Origin of the sequence: Nonomuraea sp. NPDC050022 (assembly GCF_044460705.1) — a bacterium.
Taxonomy (GTDB): Bacteria; Actinomycetota; Actinomycetes; order Streptosporangiales; family Streptosporangiaceae; genus Nonomuraea.
Map to the genome: position 1 here is coordinate 241,094 of NZ_JBITKE010000006.1, position 21,230 is coordinate 262,323.

The 21,230-nt window shown below is 70.5% G+C and carries 15 protein-coding genes; 12 read left to right on the forward strand and 3 right to left on the reverse strand.

Annotated elements, in window-relative coordinates; translation table 11 throughout:
- Nucleotides 1–5: 5 nt before the first annotated feature.
- The 4 genes from ACIBO2_RS26955 (at nucleotide 6) to ACIBO2_RS26970 (ending at nucleotide 4,973) form a co-directional block, all read left to right on the forward strand.
- Nucleotides 6–824: a hypothetical protein gene (locus ACIBO2_RS26955; protein WP_358550404.1), complete on the forward strand. Its 819-nt coding sequence runs from the start codon at nucleotides 6–8 to the stop codon at nucleotides 822–824.
- Nucleotides 821–1,402: an HAD family phosphatase gene (locus ACIBO2_RS26960; protein WP_358550406.1), complete on the forward strand. Its 582-nt coding sequence runs from the start codon at nucleotides 821–823 to the stop codon at nucleotides 1,400–1,402. The genes ACIBO2_RS26955 and ACIBO2_RS26960 overlap by 4 nt, the downstream gene beginning before the upstream one ends.
- An 84-nt stretch (nucleotides 1,403–1,486) precedes the next feature.
- Nucleotides 1,487–3,268 carry an HSP90 family protein gene (locus ACIBO2_RS26965; protein ID WP_358550408.1) on the forward strand — a complete coding sequence of 594 codons (1,782 nt, stop codon included), beginning with the start codon at nucleotides 1,487–1,489 and terminating at the stop codon, nucleotides 3,266–3,268.
- Nucleotides 3,261–4,973, forward strand: a complete 1,713-nt coding sequence (locus tag ACIBO2_RS26970; RefSeq protein WP_358550410.1) for a hypothetical protein — start codon at nucleotides 3,261–3,263, stop codon at nucleotides 4,971–4,973. Before ACIBO2_RS26965 ends, ACIBO2_RS26970 begins: the two co-directional genes overlap by 8 nt.
- 197 nt (nucleotides 4,974–5,170) lie before the next feature.
- Here the strand turns inward: ACIBO2_RS26970 and ACIBO2_RS26975 are convergent, their stop codons facing one another.
- Nucleotides 5,171–5,338: a hypothetical protein gene (locus ACIBO2_RS26975; protein WP_358550412.1), complete on the reverse strand. Its 168-nt coding sequence runs from the start codon at nucleotides 5,336–5,338 to the stop codon at nucleotides 5,171–5,173.
- A 194-nt stretch (nucleotides 5,339–5,532) separates the two neighbouring features.
- Here ACIBO2_RS26975 and ACIBO2_RS26980 point away from each other — a divergent pair, with 194 nt between their 5' ends.
- Nucleotides 5,533–9,498, forward strand: coding sequence for a hypothetical protein (locus ACIBO2_RS26980; protein WP_397300240.1), 3,966 nt, complete (start codon nucleotides 5,533–5,535; stop codon nucleotides 9,496–9,498).
- A 103-nt stretch (nucleotides 9,499–9,601) separates the two neighbouring features.
- Nucleotides 9,602–11,128, forward strand: coding sequence for an alkaline phosphatase D family protein (locus ACIBO2_RS26985; protein ID WP_358550416.1), 1,527 nt, complete (start codon nucleotides 9,602–9,604; stop codon nucleotides 11,126–11,128).
- 121 nt (nucleotides 11,129–11,249) lie between these two features.
- Here the strand turns inward: ACIBO2_RS26985 and ACIBO2_RS26990 are convergent, their stop codons facing one another.
- Nucleotides 11,250–12,824, reverse strand: coding sequence for an efflux RND transporter periplasmic adaptor subunit (locus ACIBO2_RS26990; RefSeq protein WP_397300244.1), 1,575 nt, complete (start codon nucleotides 12,822–12,824; stop codon nucleotides 11,250–11,252).
- 177 nt (nucleotides 12,825–13,001) lie between these two features.
- On the opposite strand from ACIBO2_RS26990, the gene ACIBO2_RS26995 reads away from it, so the two are divergent.
- Genes ACIBO2_RS26995 through ACIBO2_RS27020 form a run of 6 tightly spaced genes read left to right on the forward strand, consistent with a single transcriptional unit; the run spans nucleotide 13,002 to nucleotide 18,897 of the window.
- Nucleotides 13,002–14,114, forward strand: a complete 1,113-nt coding sequence (locus ACIBO2_RS26995; RefSeq protein WP_397300247.1) for an efflux RND transporter periplasmic adaptor subunit — start codon at nucleotides 13,002–13,004, stop codon at nucleotides 14,112–14,114.
- Complete coding sequence (locus tag ACIBO2_RS27000) at nucleotides 14,111–14,842, forward strand: ABC transporter ATP-binding protein (protein WP_357946184.1); 732 nt, start codon at nucleotides 14,111–14,113, stop codon at nucleotides 14,840–14,842. The genes ACIBO2_RS26995 and ACIBO2_RS27000 overlap by 4 nt, the downstream gene beginning before the upstream one ends.
- Complete coding sequence (locus ACIBO2_RS27005; RefSeq protein ID WP_358550422.1) at nucleotides 14,839–16,113, forward strand: ABC transporter permease; 1,275 nt, start codon at nucleotides 14,839–14,841, stop codon at nucleotides 16,111–16,113. The genes ACIBO2_RS27000 and ACIBO2_RS27005 overlap by 4 nt, the downstream gene beginning before the upstream one ends.
- A gap of 22 nt (nucleotides 16,114–16,135) precedes the next feature.
- A complete protein-coding gene (locus tag ACIBO2_RS27010) occupies nucleotides 16,136–16,672 on the forward strand; it encodes a hypothetical protein (protein WP_397300252.1) in 537 nt (178 codons plus the stop codon).
- Nucleotides 16,669–17,361, forward strand: a complete 693-nt coding sequence (locus tag ACIBO2_RS27015; RefSeq protein ID WP_225291483.1) for a response regulator transcription factor — start codon at nucleotides 16,669–16,671, stop codon at nucleotides 17,359–17,361. The genes ACIBO2_RS27010 and ACIBO2_RS27015 overlap by 4 nt, the downstream gene beginning before the upstream one ends.
- Before the next feature lie 12 nt (nucleotides 17,362–17,373).
- Nucleotides 17,374–18,897, forward strand: a complete 1,524-nt coding sequence (locus ACIBO2_RS27020) for a sensor histidine kinase (RefSeq protein ID WP_397300255.1) — start codon at nucleotides 17,374–17,376, stop codon at nucleotides 18,895–18,897.
- Nucleotides 18,898–18,909: 12 nt separating this feature from the next.
- On the opposite strand, the gene ACIBO2_RS27025 is transcribed toward ACIBO2_RS27020, so the two are convergent.
- Nucleotides 18,910–21,177, reverse strand: coding sequence for an arylsulfatase (locus ACIBO2_RS27025; RefSeq protein ID WP_397300258.1), 2,268 nt, complete (start codon nucleotides 21,175–21,177; stop codon nucleotides 18,910–18,912).
- Nucleotides 21,178–21,230 lie beyond the last annotated feature (53 nt).

Genomic DNA, 21,230 nt, shown 5'->3' on the forward strand with positions numbered 1-21,230 from the left:
GCGCTGTGGCGGGCATCGTCGGCGTGCACGGGATCGGCAAGTACAACTACTACGTGGCGGCGGGCAACTCCGCGGCCGGGGCGGCGGAGGCGATGCGCCTCAAGTGGGACCGCTACCTACAGGCGGCGCTCGGGGGAGAGGGCCGGGAGTACTTCAGCGAGGTGGCCTACTTCTCCCATCTGCTGCACGACGGCCGGCCCACGGAGGGCCCGCAGGCGTTCGCGGCCATGCAGGGCTCCGCCCACCAGGTGCTCGTCGACTGGGCCAGGAACATGGGCCTGGGGGAGCGCTTCACCGGAGCGCTCAAGTTGTTCACCGGGTGGCTGCTGGCCCGGCTCGACAGCAGGTCGGCGGCGTTCGCGTCGCTGTTCGCGCCGGAGGTGGCGGCCTACCTGACCGACCCGGCCCGGCGCGAGAGGTGCCAGGAGGCGGTCCGCGACACGATCAGGAAGCACAGCCCCCGGGTGGTGATCGCCCATTCGCTGGGCAGCGTCGTGGCCTATGAGACGCTCTGGGCCAACCCGGACCTCGAGGTCGACCTGCTGATCACCCTCGGCAGCCCGCTGGGCATGCGCAACGTGGTCTTCGAGCGCCTCCTGCCCGCCCCGATCAACGGACTCGGCAGCCGACCCGGCGGCGTCAAGCGCTGGGTGAACATCGCCGACAAAGACGACATCGCGGCCATCCCACCCGATCTGTGCGGAAGCTTCACCGGCGTGGACGTGGAGGAACTCGTCAATCTCGACTGGATCGACTTCCACACCGCCGAGAAATACCTGGGTTGCCCGGCGCTCGACCCGCATCTGCGACCATTCCTGCCATGACGTGGATTGTCTTCGACTACGGCAACGTGCTGTCCCTGCCCCAGTCCGAGTCCGACGCCGACGAGATGGCCCAGGCGGTGAACGCCGATCCCGAGGCGTTCAAGCGGGGCTACTGGGAGCACCGCCTGGAGTTCGACCGGGCGGCGCTGTCTCCGGCCGCCTACTGGTCGGCGGTGCTCGGCCGGCCGGCTACCATCGCCGAGATCGCCCGGCTGGTCGCGATGGACGTGGCCAGCTGGGCCTACCCGGACGAGGGGACGGTCGCCATCCTGAACGATCTCCTGGACGACGGCGGCAACGTGGCCCTGCTGTCCAACGCGCCCGCCTGCCTGGCCGACGGCCTGGACGGCCTGCCCTGGATCGCCAACATCAAGCACCGCTTCTACAGCGGCAGGATGGGCCTGGTGAAGCCGGACCGGGAGATCTTCGACCGGATGGCGGCCGACCTCGACGCCGACCCGGCCGAGATCGTGTTCATCGACGACCGCGCGGAGAACGTGGCCGGGGCCGAGCGCGCGGGCATGACGGGCATCCGCTTCACCTCCGCCGAGGCGCTGCGTGAGGCGTTCAAGGCGTGAGGCGCTCAAGGTGTCAGGCGTTCAAGGCGTGAGGCGCGTTAATCGAGCGGCGCATTTTGTCTTATGTGATTTATGGTGTTTCAAATGGAAAGCGCGTTTAATGTCGATCTGCGCGGCGTGGTCGACCTGCTCAGCCGCCACCTGTACTCGAGCCCCCGCGTCTACGTACGCGAGCTCCTCCAGAACGCGGCCGACGCGATCACCGCACGCCGGGCGGTCGACCCGGAGGCGCCCGCCACGGTGACCATCGAGGTGGCCGATGGGCGGCTCAGTGTGCACGACACCGGCATCGGCCTCACCGAGGACGAGGTCCACGTGCTCCTGGCCACCATCGGCCGCTCCTCCAAGCGCGACGAGCTGGGTTTCGCCCGGCACGAGTTCCTCGGCCAGTTCGGCATCGGCCTGCTGTCCGGCTTCCTGGTGGCCGACGAGATCAGCGTGCGGACCAGGTCGGCGACGGGCGGCCCGACCGTGCTCTGGACCGGACGCTCCGACGGCCGCTACGAGGTGGCGCCGGCGGGGGAGGAGCGGGACGAGCCGGGCACTACGGTCACCCTCGCGGCGCGGCCGGACGCCGCCGAGTGGGTGACGGAGCGGACGATCACCGAACTGGCGGAGCTGTACGGCTCGCTCCTGCCGATCGACGTCACCGTGAACGGCCGCCGCACCACCGTCGGCGCCCCGCCCTGGCAGACAAAGCACGCCTCTCCCGCGATAAGACGGAATTTCCTGCAAAAGCATGGCGCAGAGCTGTTCGGCTTCACGCCGCTCGACGTCGTCGACCTCCACGTCCCCGAAGCCGGGCTCACCGGCGTGGCCTACATCCTGCCCACCCCGGCGAACCCGGCCGTCCGTGGCGGCCACCGCGTCTACCTCAAGCGCATGCTCCTCACCGAGAGCGCCGACGGCCTGCTGCCCGACTGGGCGTTCTTCGCCCGCGGCGTCGTCGACGCGGCCGAGCTGCGGCCCACCGCCAGCCGTGAGGCGCTCTACGAGGACGACCTCCTCGAACACACCCGCCTGGAGCTCGGCCGCCAGCTGCGCGCCTGGCTGGTCCGGCTGGCCGAGACCGACCCTGACGGCCTGCGTGCCTTCCTGGGGCTGCACCACCTGGGCGTCAAGGCTCTGGCCCTGCACGACGACGAGATGCTCAGGCTGGTCGATCAATGGCTGGAGTACGAGACCAGCGCCGGGCGGATGACGCTCGCCCAGTTCAGGTCGAGGCACCCGAACGGCCGCTACACCACCAGCGTCGACGAGTTCCGCCAGCTCGCGGCCGTTTCCGGCGCACAGGGCGTCGGCCTGGTCAACGGCGGCTACGTCTACGACGGCGAGATCCTGCCGCGCCTCACCCGCATCGACCCGGACGCCCGGCTGGCCCGCCTCGACCCCAGCGAGCTGGTCACCCACCTGGGCCCGGCGGACCCCGAGGCGGAACTACGCGCCCGCCCGTTCCTCGGCGCCGCCGGTCGGGTGCTCGACCCGCTCGGCTGCGAGGTGGTGCTGCGCGAGTTCGACCCGGCCTCACTGCCCGCCCTCTACCTGACCAGCCGCGCGGCCCAGCACCACGCGGAGCTGCGCGAGGCCCGCGACCTGGGGGACGAGCTCTGGGCCGACGTGCTCGGCGCGATGGAGCGCACGCTGGCGGTGGACCGGCCCAGGCTGGTGCTCAATCACCGCAATCCGCTGGTCCGCCGCGTCACCGGGCTGCCGGACCTGACTCTGGCCGCCACCGCGGTCGAGGCGCTGTACGGCATGGCGCTGCTCCACGGCCACCACCCGCTGCGGCCCGCCGACACCGCGGCGCTCAACCGTTCGTTCCTCGGCCTGCTCGACTGGGCCGTGCAAGGGGGCACGCATGGCTGACCAGGTCGAGACGCTGCTGGCGGAGGCGGCGCGGCTGCCGTACGGGGAGGCCAGGACCGTGCTGGCCGAGCGGGCGCTGCGTGAGGCCGAGGCGCTGCGCGAGCCGGAGCCGGCCATCGCGGCGCGGCTCGCGCTCACCCAGGCCTACCAGTACGGCGGTGAGCCCGCGAAGTCGTTCGCCACCTTCTCCCGGACCGTGGCCGCCTACGACGCCGAGCCCGGCCGGTTCACCGCGTGGCAGGCGCGCAGGGTGCTCTGGCAGTTCAAGTGGATCATGAGCGACATGCGCAGGTTCCCGGAGATCCCGCTGCGCCGGGCGCTGGACGCGCTGGACGACATGGAGCGGCGCTACCGCGAGGCCGGGGCGCCCCAGGCCGTGTACGCGCAGCGCTGCCGCGTCGCGCTCCACCTCGGCGACGAGCCGGGTGCCGAGGAGTGGCTGCACCGCTGGGAGACCGCGCCGCGCGACGACCTGTCCGACTGCCGCGCCTGCGACCTCGGCGGCCGGGCGTACGTGCTGGCGTCGCTGGGCCGGTACGAGGAGGCCGTGGCCGTCGGCGGGCCCGTTGTCGCGGGTGAGTTCTCCTGCGGAGTGCAGCCGCAGAGCATCCTGTGCACGCTGCTCACGCCGTACCTCAAGACCGGGCATCTGGACGAGGCCGCGGAGGCGCACCGCCGGGCATACCGGATCGTGCAGGGACAGATCGGATATCTGGACGACATCGGCGACCACCTGGAATTCTGCGCGCTGACCGGGAACGAGACGCGCGGGCTGGAGATCCTGGAGCGGGAGCTGCCGCTGCTGGAGCGGCCGCCGTCGCCGGCGCAGGCCTGCTCGTTCATGACGGGCGCCGCGCTGGTGCTGCGCCGCCTGATGGAGACGGGCCACGACGGGCTCACCGTACGGCGGGCCGGCCGCGACGTGCCGGTGCCGGAGCTGCACGCGGAGCTGGCGGCCGGGGCGCGGGAGATCGCCGCCCGCTTCGACGCCCGAAACGGCGACGACGTCCACACGCATCGCGTGGCGGCCACGCTGGCGGCCGAGCCGCTGGTCGCCCACCTCCCTCTCTTCTCGCCCGCCCTCTTCTCGCCAACCCTCCTCTCACCTGCCCGCCGCGGCGAGCCGGACGGACGGATCGACCCGGCGGACACCGACAGCCGTATGGCGGTCCGCGCGCTGTTCGAGCTGGGCGAACACGAAGCCGGGCAGGCCGCCCTGCGCGAGGCGGGCGACCCGGCCGCGGCCATGGAGGCGGCCAAGGAGCTGGCCGACCTCGATCTGGACGTGGAGGCGGCACAGGCGTACGCGGTGGCGGCCGACCTCTACCGGAACGCCGGCGAGCTCCTCGCCGCAGGCTGCGCCATGAGGCAGCGCGCGAAGTGCGTCTACTTCGCCAGCGACGACATCGCCGAGATCAGCGAGGCGTACGCCCAAGCCAGAGCCGTCCTGACCGCGGCGTCGGAGGCGGGGGAGCCGGGCACAGGGCAGTCGGACACGGGGCAACGGCGGGAGGCGGCCTGGGAGCTGGCCGGACTCGGTTACGACGAGGCCGTCGCCCTCAGGTGGGCCGGGCGCTACGAGGCCGCGGCCGAACGCTGCCAGGAAGCCCTCGACGCCTATCTGGCTCTCGACGATCACATAGGCGCCGTGCCGGTCCGCGAGCTTCTGGAAGGACTGCGAGAAGAGACGGAGCAGGAGGGCTGACGCCGTTCGCCTCCGTCACGGCTCCCTTCCTCCGCAACGCCAACCTCTTCGGCATCATCACCCCCGGCATCGATACCGGACTTGCAGACTGGACCCAGGAGGCCGACGGCCGTTGCGGGTGACGGGATCGACTGGGGGCTCGGGTGGGACAGAGGATCGCAGTCGCTGCCGCGTGGACGGTGGTCCCGGTCGCCGGGTCAGCGTTTGCCCCACACCGCGCGGACCACTTCGGCCAGAGCGCGCAACACCCGTGCCCGGTCGGCCGCCGCGCAGCCCCGGGTGGCTATGAGGACCATCAGCACCGCTGCGAGGGCCGCGCACGCCACGCCGGCCATCGGCACCAGTGCCCACATCGTGAGGTTCATCGACGCGTCCTTTCCCTGCCCGGCAGCCGGAGGGCCGGCTGCGACGTCGTCCGCAAGCTCAGCCGGTGGCCGGCGGCACCTGAAGAGTTTCCGGACACACCGGATCGGCGCTGGAAGCGTCCAGGTGGCGGCGGTGCCGATCGACGATCCGGCCGGAGGCGCCGGATGGACGCCGGCGGTCCAAGGCCAGGCGCATGACCGGCACCGAGCATCTGCCCGCCCCGCGAGCGGTGCTGAAACGGGAGTTGGTCCTGTTGGAACGGCGAGCCCGCGAGCGGACGACCGCGTTCTCGCGAGCCAAGGCCATCGAACAGGCCAACGACTTGCTCGAGGCACAGCGGATCACCGCGGAACTGACCCCGCAGACGGTCAGCGAGTGGTTCACCAGGGGTAGTGTCGCCAGAGAGTTCCCCCTGCTCTGGGCGCTGGTCCGCGTGCTCCTGGCCCTGGCGGACACCGACGCCCCGGCGCCTTACCACCCGAGACACCCATGGTGGCGCTCCGAGCACGAGCTGTGGAAGACCCGTTGGGAGCAGGCCCGCACCACCGGCGCCCGGCACCCGGCCGCCCCCGGCCCCGCGGCCGCCGATCCGGGCGAATGCCCTTACCCGGGACTGGCCGCGTTCGGCCCCGAGAAGGCGCGATACTTCTTCGGGCGCAAGGAGCTCACCGGCACGCTCCTGGACCGGATGGCGGCGCAGTCCGCGCTGGATGGTCCGCTGCTGGTGGCCGGGCCTTCGGGGGCGGGCAAGTCGTCGCTGCTGCGGGCCGGTCTCCTCCCTGAGGACGAGCGGTCCGCGCCCGGCGCCCCCGTGATCTTCACTCCGGGGGACGAGCCCGTCCGGGTTCTCGCCGAACGGTTCTGCGGCGCCGACCGCCCGGACGACGTACGGCGACGCCTGGTCGACGCCCCCTGCTGTCTACGCGACCTGCTCGGACCGGGCGATCGCGGCAGGATCGTCATCGTCGACCAGTTCGAGGAGATCTTCACCGCCTCTGTCGAGGAGCATGAGCGCCAGGTCTTCATCCGGGCTTTGCACGCGGCCTGCGCGTCCGCTGTGGTGGTCATCGGGTTGCGCGCCGACTTCTTCGGCCACTGCGCGGCCTATCCCGAACTGCTGCCCGCCCTCCAGCAGCCGCTGATCGTCGGGCCGATGACCACGGCGCAGCTACGCGAGGTCATCGAGGAACCCGCCAAGCTCGCGGGACTCACCCTTCAGGCGGGGCTGGTGGAACTGCTCCTTGACGACCTGGGAGCCGCCTCCACCGCGGGCGGCGGCGCGCTTCCGCTGCTCTCGCACTCCTTGCTCGTCACCTGGGAGCGTCGGGAGGGACGGGAGCTCACACTGGCCGGCTATCGCGCGACCGGCGGGATCAGCCGGTCCCTGGCCCGCACCGCGGACGCGACGTTGAAGCGGCTCGACCTGATCGGCCGCGAAACCGCCCGGTCGCTGCTGCTCCGCCTGGTCCGCCTGGGCGAGGGGACGGAGGACACGCGCCGCCGGTTGCCGCTGACGGAACTGCTTCCGCCGCAGGACACTCCTGAGCACGGCGCGGTCCGCGAGGTCCTCGACAGGTTCGTCGAGTCCCGGCTGGTGACCGTGGAACAGAACACGGTCGAGATCACCCATGAAGCGCTGATCCGGGCCTGGTGGCAGCTTCGCGCGTGGATCGAGGCCGGCCGCGCCTCCCTACTGGTCCGGCAGCAGCTCGAAGAGGACGCCCAGGAGTGGAGCAGGAAGCGTCGCGACCCCGCGTTCCTGTATCGGGACACGCGCCTGGAGATCGCCCGGAACGCCACCAAAGACGCCCCGGCGAGCCTCGGGCCGGAGGCACGGGCCTTCCTGGAGGCCGGCATCCGGTACGGCCAGGCCGAGCGGGACGCGGCCCGGCGGCGCAGCCGCAACCGCACGGTGCTGAGCGCGGCACTGGCGGTCCTGCTCATCATCGCCACCGGCACGGCGGCCACGGCCATCGTGCAGGGCCGGAGGTTGACCGAGCGGGCCCTGACCATCTCCCGGCAGCTCGCCGAGGCGGTCGGGAGCCGTGTGGCGGGGACGGCCATCGCGATGCGCCGTGCCGATCCGATCACCGCCAAACAACTCGCCGTCGCCGCCGCGAGCCTGGACCCCGGCGGCTACGAGGCCCGCCACGCGCTGCTGACGCTCTCCGCCCAGCCGGAGCTGTACACCTACCGTCCTCCGGGAGTCGACGAGAGCTGGCGCACCGACGCTGACCACACCGGCCGTCTGCGCGTCTATGTCCGGGGCAACGAGGTGAAGATCGCCGACGTCGACGCACGCCGGATGATCAGGTCGTTCACCTTCCCCGGTCAGCCCCTGAACGCCGAAGACTTCGCCCGGCTGCGGCTCAGTGATGACGGGAAGACCTTGGCGCTGCCCGTTCTGGACGGCACCGATGTCCTGCTGGACATGGCGACCGGCCGGCTCCGGCCGATCACTCTTCAGGCGCCCCCGATTCTGGAGACCGTAGGCGAACACCTGCTGCTCGCCAAGAGCGCCACCGCCACGAGCGTGTGGGACACCTCGTCCGGCGAGCTCCTGGTGCGCATTCCCTACTACCTGACTTCGGCCGAGATCACCCCGGACCAGCGATATCTGATCACCACGCACGACACGTCGCTGGATTTCTGGGACCTGCGCACCGGCCACAAGGCACGCACCGTGCGGCCGGCCACGGAAGCCGGACCGATCCTGAAGGTCGCGTTCAGTCCTGATCGCAAACTCCTCGCCCTCGTCCAGGGCAACCGGCTAGGGGACGACACCCGGCTCGGGCTCGTCACTTTCGCGAAACTCGGCCCCTCCCGGATCAGGTGGCGGACCATCCGCAAGCCCTCCGTCCCCGCCGTCGACGAGCCGATCATCTTCAGCTCCACAGGCAGGTACGTCTCCTTCAACGGAGCCGTGTGGGACACCAGGGACATGCTCGACCAGGCGCCCGCCGGGGACGCGGATGATCACCCGGTCTTCACGTACGCCGACGCCAAGTGCTTCAACTTCAGATTCGGACTCGGCGATCGCACCCTGCGGTGTCATGCGGATGCCTCTTCGTCCACCGTCGTGGTGTCCCTTGCCGCCATCCTTGATCCGGTCGCCTTCAGCGACCGCGCGTACGGAGCCCTCGCGGAGCTCAGCGACGACGGTTCGACCCTTGTGGTCGCGGATCTGGGGCCTGTCAAGGATCTGGGGCCTGTCACGATCTGGGATCCCATCAAGATGACGCGCCGGAACACCATCCCCGCCGAGCGGCTGGCCGGCTTCGCCGGTTACCGGCTGTCCCCGGACGGCCGCCTGCTGGCCATCATGGAAGACGATGGGGACACCTACATCTGGGACGTGGCCACGGCGCGTAGGAAGACCGTCCTGAGAACACGGTTCCGCTTCGCCGACTCCGCCACTGTCACGTTCTCACCCGATGGAAAGACCCTGGCGGCGCTCACCAAGAACGGCTCCAGGAACGCCTCCCTCTTGACGCTGTGGGACATCGCCTCGGGAGTCCCACGCGCCTCGGTCGCCGGGCAGCCCACCGCCGGACAGTACGGTCTTCCCGGCATCATCATCTGGGACGGTCAGGTCTTTTTCGGCCCGGATGGCCGGACCATCATCTCCTCTTCAGACCAGGGCGTTGTCGACGCCTCCACCGGCGCGCGGGTGGTCCCGCCCGACTCTGGCATGGATCGTCCGGTAGCGCTGAGCTCTGCCGGAGTTCTCGCCGACTACCACAGGGGCAGCGGCAAGCTCCGGCTTCGGAACAGCCGAACATTGCGGCAGGAGGGGGAGGCGTCCATCGGCGGCGCCCCTGTGGCCTTCTCTCCCGACGGACGTCTCATGGCCGTGCCGGACGCGGCGGACCAGATCCAGCTGTGGGACGTCGCCACCAACCGGCCTCTCGGGCTACCGTTCGCCGGCATTCCACCGGAAGCCGACTCCTCGGGCTTCAGTTCCCTGTACTCGCTGGCGTTCACCCGGGACGGCTCGACCGTCCTGGCCGTCGACGGCCACAGCCGTCTCCGCACCCACGTCATCGCACCCGGCAAGATCAAGGATGCGTTCTGTGCCCAGTTCGGCGCCTTGTCTCCGGCGGACTGGAAGGCCCACATCCATGAACTTCCCTACCGGAACAGCTGCCGGACGATCTGAGGGCGCAGCGGGTTCAGCCGCTGGAACTGGACGACCGACGCTGTTCATCCAGCCTTGACTCCACTGTCACAACCCTGTCAGTCGAGGTGGACATACCTGGACCGTGGACCGCAGATCCTTCCTCGCCGCGGCGGCAGTGACGTTCCTCGCGCCATCCCAGCAGGCAGCAGCAGCCTCTTTCCAGCAGACCCGAACCCTCAAATCCGACCCGTTCACCCTAGGCGTGGCCTCCGGAGATCCGTCCACCGACGGCTTTGTCCTCTGGACCCGGCTCGCCCCGAACCCGCTCTCCGGAGACGGTCGCGGCGGCATGCCCTCCCGTGGCGTGGACGTCGACTGGCAGGTCTCCACCGACGAGCGCTTCTCGAAGATCGTCAAGTCCGGTACGGCCGAGGCGCGGCCGGGCGCCGCGCACAGCGTCCACGTCGAGGTCGCCGGCCTGGAGCCGGGGCGCGACTACTTCTACCGGTTCAAGAGCGAGGGCAGGCTCTCGCCCGCCGGCCGTACCAGGACCACGCCCATGGGAGAGGTGCCGCTCACGTTCGCGGTCGCCGCGTGCGCGCACTACGAGCACGGCTACTACACCGCCTACCGGCGTCTGGCCGAGCAGGAGCCCGAGCTGGTGGTCTTCCTCGGGGACTACATGTACGAGTACGGGCCCAGCGGCTACACCGCGCTCGCCGGCCGGGTGCGTACGCACACGCCGGGCAAGTGCGAGACGCTGGCCGACTACCGGCTGCGGCACGCCCAGTACAAGAGCGACCACGACCTCCAGCGGGCGCACGCGGTGGCGCCGTGGCTGGTGGCCTTCGACGACCACGAGGTGGAGAACAACTGGGCCGGGTCCGTCTCCAGCACCGACGCTCCCCACTTCACCCGGCGCCGGGCGGACGCCTTCCGGGCGTACTACGAGAACATGCCGCTGCGCCGGGAGAGCCTGCAGGGCGCGGTGCTACGGGTGAACCGGCGCGTCTCCTGGGGGTCGCTGGCCCGCTTCCACCTGCTCGACACGCGGCAGTTCCGTGACGACCAGGCGTGCCTGGACGGGGTACGCGCCGGGTGCGACGAGCGGCTGGCGGCCGGGCGTACGCTGCTGGGCGCCGACCAGTGGCGCTGGCTGGAGGACGGCCTGCGCGGCTCCGGCACCCGGTGGAACCTCCTCGGGCAGCAGATCCTGATGGCGCAGCGCGACTACAAGGTGGGGCCGGGCCGCGAGGTGAACCTCGACGCGTGGGACGGGTACGCCGCCGAGCGGACCCGGCTGCTGGGCTCGCTGTCCGGCACCTCGAACCCGGTCGTGCTGACCGGCGACGCCCACATGCACCACCTGGCCGACCTCAAGGCCGACTTCGACGACCCCGACTCGCCCGTGGTGGCCAAGGAACTGGTGACCTCGTCGATCGCCAGCGACGGGGACGGGTACCGGGACCGGACGTGGATCGCCGAGTCGCTGCAGGAGAACCCGCACATCTCCTACATCGACCAGCGGCGGGGCTACCTGATGGCCAAGGTCACTCGTGACGATATTTCGGTGGATTTCCGGACGTTGGATTACATCTCGCGCAAGGGCGCCCCGGCCAAGACCGCCCACAGCCTCACCATCCCGGCCACCGCCGGACCCCGAGCCTGAACCCGCCCGATTCCGAGCCCCCCGACCCGAGCCCGAGCCTGAACGTTCGCTGTCAAACGGCTGAGGGTTCGCTCAACGGAAACGCGGCCGAGCCACCCCATGTGGCCCGGCCGGTGGGTGGTCAGCTCTCCGGCCAGCTGTCGTCCGGGAACTCGCCCGTGGTGCTGTCCGCCATGACCACCTGGTCGCTCTCGCTCAGGCCCGAGATGATCTCCACGTACTGGTCCCCGCGCACCCCGGTACGCACGGCCCGCGCCGCGTCATGCCCGCCCGAGCGTACGGTGACCACGCTCGTACCGTCGGCCCGGCTCTTCACCGCTTCGGCCGGCACGTAGATCCCGTCATTGGCCGTGCCCGTCGTCACCGACACCGAGGCGGTCTGCCCGAGCATCAGCCCGCGCGGCGGCTCGTCGAAGGCGAGCGTCACCGAGTAGCGGACGAGCTGGTCGCTCACGGTGGCGGTCGGCGCGATGCGGGTGACCGTGCCCGGGTACTTCCGCGCGCCGCGCGTGGCCAGGGTGATGCTCGCCTGCTGGCCGAGCTTGAGCTTGTTCACGTCGGATTCGGTGACCAGCGCGTCGACCTGGAGCTCGTTCAGGTTGCCGAGGCTGATGAACGTACTGGTGCCCGCCGTGTCGCCGACCGATCCCGCCACCGACAGAACCGTGCCGGACGCGGGGGCCACGATCCGGGTGCCGCGCACCGCGTCGGCGGCCTGTTCAAGGGCGGCCTGGGCGCGGTCGACGTTCGCGCTGGCCTGGTCCTCGCTGATGCCGCCCTTGCCGTTCGTGCCGGCGCAGGGGCTGCCGCCCTGGGACTGGCGGGTTCCGGGCGTGGCCTTCCCGGTCGGCCGGCCCGAGGCGCCGGTCGACGGCTTGCCCGTGGGCCTCCCGGTGGCCTTACCTGTGGGCTTGCCGGTGGCCTTGCCCGTGGGTTTCCCCGTGGGTTTGGCGGACGGCTTGCCGGTGGAGGTGCCGGTCGGCGAGGCCGACGGGCGGCCGCCCTCCGGCGTGGCCGTGACGGTCGCGGTGACGGTCGCCGTGGCCGTCACGGTCACCGTGACGGTGGGCTGCGGCTCGGGGCCGCTCGGCGTGGGCTCCGGGGTCGGCGTCCAGGTGGGCCGGGGGGTCGGCGTCGTGCTCGGAGTGAGCGTGGTGGTGGGGCCGGCGTCCACGACGGGAACCGCGGAAGGCCCGAAGGCGCCCTTGCCAGCGTCCACGACGGGAACCGCGGAAGGTCCGAAGGCGCCCTTGGCGGCGACCGCCCCGGCGACGGAGGCGGACGTGCCGCTGCTCGGCGCGCACGAGGCCGTGCTGGTGGCGGCGGTCGAGGCGGTGTCCAGGGCCTCCTCGGCGGCGGCCAGGTCGGCCGTGGCGGCCGTGTAGCCCTCGCGGGCCGCCCGGCTGTCCACCCGGGCCAGCACCTGCCCCTTCTTGACCTTGGCACCGACCTTGACGTAGACCTTGGTCACCGTTCCGGAGCCGCCGAAGCCCAGGTCACGCCGCGAGCCGTCCACGGTGTTGCCCGCGGCCGTGACCGAGGCGGTGACGACGCCCCGCTTGGCCGCCGCCAGCCGTACCTGGGCGGCGGGCTCCGAATCGTCACGGAGCGCCAGCACCAGGCCGGAGCCGGCCACCAGGACGGCCAGGGTGAGCCCGCCGAGTTTGAGCGCCTTCGGCGGGATAGTCGATCTCATGAAGGCCCATCATGGCGTGAACAGATGGGTACGAGGCTGCGAGCGGGCTCAGAGTTGTCTGTGTGTCTCCGTATGCTCCGCCTTTGTCAGCGAACCTTCAGCTAGCTCCCGGCTCCAGCGCAGACTGGTGTGCAAGGGTCACCGCCTGTGAAGGTGTCGACAAGGCGCAGAGCGCTGATGACCAACGGAGCCCTGAGCGTGCTCCTGCTGGGCGGGGTCGCGTTCGCGTACGCCCAGCTCGGCACGGGCGAGGTGGCGAGCGAGACGGTCACCCGCACGGTGACCGCCGGGCGCGGCACCGTGACCGCCTCGGTGTCCGCCTCGGGGGCGGTGGAGAGCTCCAAGAGCAGATCACTCGCGTTCGGTACGAGCGGCACGGTCGAGCACATCTACGTCAAGGCCGGTGACAAGGTCCGCAAGGACGACATCCTGGCCAGGCTCGACGACGCGGCGGCGCAGGAGAACCTGTCGGCCGCCCTTGCCACGTACAACAGCGCCCTCGACGACGGGACCTCGACCGCCCAGCTCAACGCCGCCTACATCAAGGCGCGCAACGCCTACCGCGAGGCCCAGCGGACGGCCGCGGCGACGGTGCTGCGAGCGCCGTTCGGCGGCACGGTCACGGCCGTCAACGGCACCGTCGGTGGTTCCTCCAACGGATCCGGCACGTCCACCACCCAGAGCACCGGCCAAAGCACCGGCCAGAGCGGGCAGAGTGGCAGCCAGTCGGGCAACGGATCGGGATCCGGGTTCATCGACCTGGCCGACACCGGCAAGCTCCAGCTGGTCGGTACCTTCACCGAGTCGGACGTCAGCAAGCTCAAGGTCGGCCAGGCGGCCACCGTCACGTTCGACGCGCTGCCGGGCGTCACCGCCACCGGCAAGGTCACCCAGATCGAGCCGGTCGCCGCCACCAGTAACAACGTCGTGCAGTATCCGGTGACGATCTCCTTCACCAAGGTCCCCAAACAGGTGCGACTAGGGCAGACCACCACCGTGGAGGTGGTGACCGGCGAGGCGGAGAACGTCATCTCCGTACCTTCCACCGCGATCTCCACCAGCGGCGGGCAGAACACGGTCACCCTGCTCAAGAACGGCCAGCAGGTTAGAACCCCGGTCGAGGTGGGCGTACAGGGCGCCTCGCTGACCGAGATCAAGTCCGGCGTCGCCGAAGGCGACCAGATCGTCCCGCCGGCCACCACGACCACGGGCACCGGCAACAACCAGCGGCAGGGCGGCTTCGGCGGCGGCTTCCCCGGTGGCGGCGGCGTGCCGGGAGGCGGGCGATGACCGCTCCCGTCCTGCGCGTGCAGAACCTGGTCAAGGAGTACGGCGAGGGCGACGCCAGGGTACGGGCGCTGCGCGGGGTGAACCTCGACGTCGAGCAGGGGGACTACGTCGCCATCATGGGCGCCTCCGGCTCCGGCAAGTCGACGCTGATGAACATCCTCGGCTGCCTGGACGTGCCCACCACCGGCCGCTACCTGATCGACGGCGCCGACGTCGGGCAGCTCGACGAACACCAGCTCGCCAAGCTGCGCAACCGCAGGGTCGGCTTCGTCTTCCAGTCCTTCAACCTGATCCCGCGCATGAGCGCGCTGGCCAACGTCGAGCTGCCGCTGGTCTACGGCGGCATCGGCCAGGCCGAGCGGCGCAGGCGCGCACTGGCCGCGCTGGAGCAGGTCGGCCTGTCGGACCGCGTCCACCACGAGCCCAACCAGCTGTCCGGCGGCCAGCAGCAACGCGTGGCCGTGGCCAGGGCGCTCATCACCGCCCCCGCCCTCCTGCTGGCCGACGAGCCCACCGGCAACCTCGACACCGCGTCCACGCAGGACGTACTGGAGATCATGGACAGGCTCAGCGACTCGGGCCGCACGATCGTGCTCATCACGCACGAGAACGACGTGGCGGCGCACGCCAAGCGGGTCATCAGGCTGGTGGACGGCGAGATCGTGGAAGACGTCCGGCAGGGCCCGATCGACGGGCCGCCGCCGCGAATGGCGGAGGTCGCTCGATGAACCAGTTCGAGGTCCTGCGCTTCGCCCTGCGCGGGCTGCTGGCCAACAAGATGCGCAGCTCGCTGACCACGCTCGGCATCCTCATCGGCGTCGCCGCGGTCATCATGCTGGTCGCCGTCGGCGAGGGCTCCTCGCAGAGCATCCAGAAGAACATCCAGCGACTCGGCGCCAACACGCTGACGATCTCCCAGTCCTTCGCGGGCGGTGGCGGTGGTGGCGGCGGCTTCGGGCGGGCCGGCGGTGGCGGACCCGGCGGCGGGCAGCAGAACACCGGCCCGCGTACCCAGGCCAGGCAGCTCACCCTCGCCGACGCCAAGGCCCTGACCGACAAGACGGTGGCCCCGTCGGTCAAGTCGGTCTCGCCGGTCGTGACCGCCTCCTCGGCCGCCACCACCTACGGGGCGGCCAGCCACTCGATCGCCCAGCTCGTCGGCACCTACCCGAGCTACTTCGAGGCCACGAACAAGCCGGTGACCAAGGGCACGTACTTCTTCAACGACGACGTCCTGGCCGCCAGGAAGGTCGTGGTGCTCGGGCAGACCGTGGTCGAGGAGCTGTTCGGCACCCTCGACCCGATCGGCAAGCAGGTGACGGTCTCCGGGGTGCCGTTCACGGTCGTCGGCGTGCTGAAGGAGACCGGGTCGACGGGCGGCCAGGACGCCGACGACGTGGCCATCGCGCCGCTGCCGGCCGTACAGCAGAGCCTGACCGGGTTCGGCTCGCTCAACTCCATCGTCGTTCAGGCCGGCGGCTCGACGGCGACGGAGTCGGCGCAGTCGGAGGTCACGGCCATCCTCAACCAGCGGCACGGCATCAGCGGCACCGCCTCGGCCGACTTCCGGATCCTCAACCAGGCCACCCTGCAGGAGACCGTCAGTGCGGCGACCGGCACGTTCACCGTGCTGCTCGGCGCGGTCGCGGCGATCTCACTGCTGGTCGGCGGCATCGGCATCACCAACATCATGCTGGTGACCGTCACGGAGCGGACCAGGGAGATCGGCATCCGCAAGGCCATCGGCGCGCCCAGGAGCGCGATCCTGGGCCAGTTCCTGATGGAGGCCACGCTGCTCAGCCTGGTCGGCGGGCTCTCCGGGGTGCTGGTGGCGTTCCTGGGCACCCGCTTCACCGTCGCGGGCATCCAGCCGGTGCTCGTACCGTCGTCGGTCGCGCTCGCGCTGGGCGTCTCCGTCGGCATCGGATTGTTCTTCGGCAGTTATCCCGCCAACAGGGCGGCCAAGTTGAGGCCGATCCAGGCCCTGCGCCATGAGTGACGGACCCCCGAAGGAGACAGAAATGGCCAAACTCGACGGCTCGCCGTATCCGGACGATCTGGACAGCGAGCTGGCCGTCCAGCCGCGCAAGCCGATGTCGAAGGTGACGCTCGGACTGATCGCGGGCGTGGTGCTGGTGGCCGGGGTGGTGATCGGCATCCAGGCGCAGAAGGCGCTGGGCGCCCCCGACACGACCGCCGCCATGCAGCCGGGCGGCCGGCAGCTGCCCGGCGGGTACGGCCAGCAACCCGGAGGGAGGCAGCCCGGCGGGTACGGTCAGCAGGGCAGACAGCCGGGCGGGTACGGTCAGAGGATGGGCGGCGCGGGCGGCGGCACCGTGGGGACGGTCGAGAAGGTCGAGGGCGGCAAGATCTACGTCAAGACCATGGACGGCTCCACGGTCACGGTGACCACCACCGACGCGACCACGGTCCAGGTGACCAAGCCGGGCAAGCTGGCCGATCTGCGGACCGGCACCAACGTCGTGGTCCGCGGCGAGAAGGGCGGGGACGGCTCGGTGGCCGCCACCTCGATCAGCCAGGGGGGAGTCGGCAGATGACCGAGCCGGAGGCCAGGCTGCTGGTGGTGGACGACGAGCCCAACATCAGGGAGCTGTTCTCCGCCAGCCTGCGTATGGCCGGGTTCGAGGTGCTGACGGCGGCCGACGGCAAGGAGGCCCTGCGGGTCGCCGAGCAGAGCACGCCCGACCTGGTCATGCTGGACGTCATGCTGCCCGACCTGGACGGCCTGGCGGTCGCGGGCAGGCTGCGGTCCCGCGGTCGCCGGGTCCCGGTGCTGTTCGTGACGGCCAAGGACACGCCGGAGGACCGGCTCGCCGGGCTGGGGCTCGGCGAGGACTACGTGACCAAGCCGTTCAGCCTGGAGGAGGTCATCGCCCGCATCCGCGCGGTGCTGCGCCGGACCCGGCGGGGCGCGCCGCCGCCGAACCGGCTGCGCATCGCCGACCTGGAGCTGGACGAGGAGACGCACGAGGTGTGGCGCGACGGCGTCCAGGTGCGGCTGTCGCCCACCGAATACCGGCTGCTGCTCTACTTCATGCTCAACGCGGGCCGGGTGCTGTCCAAGACGCAGATCCTCGACCACGTCTGGAACGGCGACTGGCGCACCGACGTGGGGCTCGTCGAGTCCTACGTCTCCTATCTGCGCCGCAAGATCGACACCGGCGAGCGGAGATACCTGCACACCCTGCGTGGCGTCGGCTACATCCTGCGCCCGCCCAAGGATTGACCCCGGCCCCGAATGGCAGGACTGAGGAGGTATCTCGCGCGGACGCCGCTGTGGCTGCGGCTCGTCTCGGCGACCCTGCTGATGGTCACGCTGGCCATCACGTTGACCGGGCTGTTCGCCGTACGGCTGCTGCGCGGCTATCTCGTCGAGCGCGTCGACCAGCAGTTGCGTGCCGCCAGCGTGCCGTGGCGGGGCGCGCCGCCGCCTCCTGAGCCGCAGCCGGGCCCACGCCCGCAGCGCTTCTTCGGCCTGTTCCACTCGGTGCTCGTGGACTCCACCGGCGTCAAGATCCGGACCATGACCGAGTCGACCGAGACGCACATCCCCAAGCTGCCCAGGCTCACCAGCACCGACGTCGCGCTCATGGCCGGGCAGCCGTTCACCGTCGAGTCGCAGGATCCGCAGGGACCCTACTGGCGGGCCGTGGCCATGCCGGGCCGCGACGGCGACAGCAGGATCATCGCGATCAGCCTGGGCGACCTGGACGACACGGTCTCCCAGCTGCTGCTCATCGTGGCGGTCGGCGGCGGCGGGACCCTCGTGGTGCTCGGTTTCGCCTGTTACTGGCTCGTACGGCGGAGCCTGCGCCCTTTGGGGGAGATCGAGCGGACCGCCCGCCACATCGCGGACGGCGACCTGTCCCGCCGCGTACCGCTCTGGTCGGCCACCACCGAGGTCGGCAAGCTCGGCCGGGCCCTGAACGGCATGCTCGCCCGCATCGAGGTGGCCGTGCGCGAGCGCGAGGCGGCGGCCGAGTCGGCCCGCGAGTCGGCCCGGTCGGCCCAGCGCTCGGAGGAGCTGACCCGCAGGTTCATGGCCGACGCCTCGCACGAGCTGCGTACCCCGCTCACCTCGATCAGGGGGTTCGCCGAGCTGTTCCGGCTCGGGGCGGACAAGGACCTGGCGGAGGCGACCCGGCTGCTGAGCCGGATCGAGGGCCAGGCCGCGCGGATGGGCCTGCTGGTCGAGGACATGCTGCTGCTGGCCAGGCTCGACCAGCGCCGCGAGCTCGGCGAACAGCCCGTCGACGTGCTCAGCCTCGCCGCCACCGCCGTGATCGACGCCCAGACGCTCGCGCCGGACCGGAAGATCGAGCTGGTCATGCTGTACGGGAGCGAGGGGGCGGTGTTCGTGACCGGCGACGAGCCGCGGCTCGGGCAGGTGCTCGGCAACCTGGTGGGCAACGCGCTCAGCCACACGCCGCCGGGCACCGCCTTCACTGTCGGGGTCGGCGCGCGTGACGGGCAGGCCGTCGTCGAGGTGGCCGACGAGGGGCCCGGGTTCTCGCCGGAGGTGGCCGAGCGGGTGTTCGAGCGGTTCTACCGGGCCGATCCGGCGCGCAGCTACGGCGGTGCCGGGCTGGGCCTGTCGATCGCGGCCACCCTCGTCGAGGCGCACGGGGGCAGCGTGTCCGCGTCGAGCGAGCCGGGCAAGGGCGCCACGTTCCGTGTCACGCTCCCGCTCGCCCCGTCCCAGACCGCTGAACCTCGGCTTCGGGTGAGCGGGCAGGCCGCGTCTCAACCGCACGGGCTTTAGCCCCCAGGAGAGTCAGTCGATTCGCTCGAAGGGTTCCCTGCTTTCTTCGTCCGGCGCGACGGTGAAGACGACCTTCTCCAGCTTTCCGGTGAACGCGAATTCGCCGTCATAGTTGGGTGAGGAGGGCGACAGGGTGTCCCGGCCGATGTCGAGGCCCTGCCATCCCAGGAAGTGGGGGAGGACCTGCGGAATGGCCTCGGTGCCGACCGGCTTTCCTGACACGTACAGATGTCCGACGCCCCGCATGTCACCGGTCTTGACGAATTCGAAGGTCAGCTCCGCCGGGCCGATCGGGAGTTCGTCCGCCGAGGTCACCGCGTACAGGGTGCCGAGGAAGTTGTACTCGTAGACCAGCCGGTTGTCCTTGACATACAGGACGTATCCGCTGCTGATGTTGCCCAGGGACACCAGGACACCCTCGTCCGCCGCGGTGCTCCGGTCGACGAACGCGGTGATGCGGTGCCCGCGGTTCATCACCGGTGGCACCGCGGCGCCGGGCAGATGAGCCATGCCGGGGTAGTAGGTGAAGGTGGTGCGCATGCGTGGAGAGCCGGGACGCGGAATCTTCGCCCGGTAGGCGAATCCGTGATCGTCCAGCGGCAGCACATCGTACTTCCCTGCTTCCGCCCAGAAGCGGGAGATCATCTTCTCCAGTTGCTCGGGCCGCGCCCGCGCCAGGTCGTTGCATTCCGAGAAGTCGGTGTCGTGGTGGTAGAGCTCCCATCGGTCCGCGTCGAACGGCGTTCCGCGTTGGTGGAAGGCGACGGCCTTCCAGCCGTCGTGCCAGAGCGCGCGATGCCCGAACATTTCGAAGTACTGGGCTTCCTTGCGCGTCGGCTCGGTCGGCGAGTCGAAGGTGTAGGCCATGCTGACACCGTGTATCGGCAGTTGCGGGATGCCGTTGTAGACCGCGGGAGCCCGCAGACCGAGCAGTTCGAAAAGGGTCGGGACGATGTCGGTGACATGATGGAACTGCTGCCTGATCTCGTCGGTGCGCGGCAGCCCCCGGGGCCACCGCACGATGAGCGGGCAGCGGACGCCACCTTCGTGGGTGTTCTGCTTGTAGCGCTTGAACGGCGTGTTGCCCGCCTGCGCCCAGCCCCAGGGGTAGTTGGAGTGAGCTCGTGTGGTGCCGATCTCATCGATCCGCGCGATCATCTCCTCGAGGTCCTCGGGGACGCCGTTCTGAAATGCCGTGGGATTGAGCGATCCCTTCTGGCCGCCCTCCTGGCTGGCCCCGTTGTCCGAGAGCAGGATGGTGATGGTGTTCTCCATCCGGCCCATCCGCTCCAGGAACTCCGTCAGCCGGCCGATCTGGTGGTCGGTGTGGTCGACCATCGCCGCGTAGGCCTCCTGAAGGCGTACGGACAGCTTCTTCTCGTCGTCCGACAGTTCGTCGAAGGGAACGACCCCGGGGTTGCGCGGCGCCAATTCGGTGCCGGGCGGCAGGATGCCCCGTTCGATCTGTCGGGCGTGCCGAATGTCGCGCTCGGCGTCCCAGCCGTGGTCGAACCGGCCCCGGTACTTCTCCAGGTATTCCCGGGGGGCCTGGTGCGGGGCGTGCGCCGCGCCGAACCCCAGGTACAGGAAGAACGGCTTGTCCGGAGTGACCGAAGTCTGGTCCGTGATGAATTCGATCGCCCGGTCGACCAGGTCCTCACTGAGGTGATAGCCCTCTTCCGGGCTCTTCGGCGGAGCCACGGCGTGATTGTCGTAGAACAGTTCCGGATAGAAGCTGTCCGTCTCCGCTTCCAGAAATCCGTAGTAACGCTCGAACCCGCGAGACAGCGGCCACTGGGTGTACGGCCCGGACGCGGTGGTCTGTTCCATCGGCGCCAGGTGCCACTTGCCCACGGCCATGGTGTTGAAGCCGCTGTCGCGCAGCACCTCGGACAGTGTCGCGGCGGCCCTGGTGATCCGTCCGCGACCGCTGGGGAAGCCGGTGTCGAAGTTGGACAGCATGCGCATACCGACGGAGTGGTGGTTTCGGCCGGTCAGCAGGGCGGCACGGGTCGGCGAACACAGCGTGGTGGTGTGGAAGTTGGTGTAGCGAAGGCCACTGGCGGCCAGGGCGTCCATGGCCGGGGTGTCGATGTCAGAGCCGAAGCAGCCGAGGTCGGAGAAGCCGACGTCGTCGAGCACGATCACCACGACATTGGGCGTGTCCTCGGGAAGCGCCTGCGGATCGGGCCACCACGGAGTCGACTCCTCGTAGGTCATGCCGATCTTGCCGTGGAAGGTACCGCTCGCGGCCGGCGGATGCGGAGAGGCATTGGTCATCCAGGACGCTCCTTTTGCGGGGACATGTGAACGCAGCGGGGTCCGCACTCATC

Bases quoted from the DNA above. Each gene is read 5' to 3' on its own strand.
- ACIBO2_RS26960 (WP_358550406.1), top strand. From the start codon at position 821: ATGACGTGGATTGTCTTCGACTACGGCAACGTGCTGTCCCTGCCCCAG.
- ACIBO2_RS26965 (WP_358550408.1), top strand. From the start codon at position 1,487: ATGGAAAGCGCGTTTAATGTCGATCTGCGCGGCGTGGTCGACCTGCTC.
- ACIBO2_RS26970 (WP_358550410.1), top strand. From the start codon at position 3,261: ATGGCTGACCAGGTCGAGACGCTGCTGGCGGAGGCGGCGCGGCTGCCG.
- ACIBO2_RS26975 (WP_358550412.1), bottom strand. From the start codon at position 5,338: ATGAACCTCACGATGTGGGCACTGGTGCCGATGGCCGGCGTGGCGTGC.
- ACIBO2_RS26980 (WP_397300240.1), top strand. From the start codon at position 5,533: ATGACCGGCACCGAGCATCTGCCCGCCCCGCGAGCGGTGCTGAAACGG.
- ACIBO2_RS26990 (WP_397300244.1), bottom strand. From the start codon at position 12,824: ATGAGATCGACTATCCCGCCGAAGGCGCTCAAACTCGGCGGGCTCACC.
- ACIBO2_RS26995 (WP_397300247.1), top strand. From the start codon at position 13,002: ATGACCAACGGAGCCCTGAGCGTGCTCCTGCTGGGCGGGGTCGCGTTC.
- ACIBO2_RS27000 (WP_357946184.1), top strand. From the start codon at position 14,111: ATGACCGCTCCCGTCCTGCGCGTGCAGAACCTGGTCAAGGAGTACGGC.
- ACIBO2_RS27005 (WP_358550422.1), top strand. From the start codon at position 14,839: ATGAACCAGTTCGAGGTCCTGCGCTTCGCCCTGCGCGGGCTGCTGGCC.
- ACIBO2_RS27010 (WP_397300252.1), top strand. From the start codon at position 16,136: ATGGCCAAACTCGACGGCTCGCCGTATCCGGACGATCTGGACAGCGAG.
- ACIBO2_RS27015 (WP_225291483.1), top strand. From the start codon at position 16,669: ATGACCGAGCCGGAGGCCAGGCTGCTGGTGGTGGACGACGAGCCCAAC.
- ACIBO2_RS27020 (WP_397300255.1), top strand. From the start codon at position 17,374: ATGGCAGGACTGAGGAGGTATCTCGCGCGGACGCCGCTGTGGCTGCGG.
- ACIBO2_RS27025 (WP_397300258.1), bottom strand. From the start codon at position 21,177: ATGACCAATGCCTCTCCGCATCCGCCGGCCGCGAGCGGTACCTTCCAC.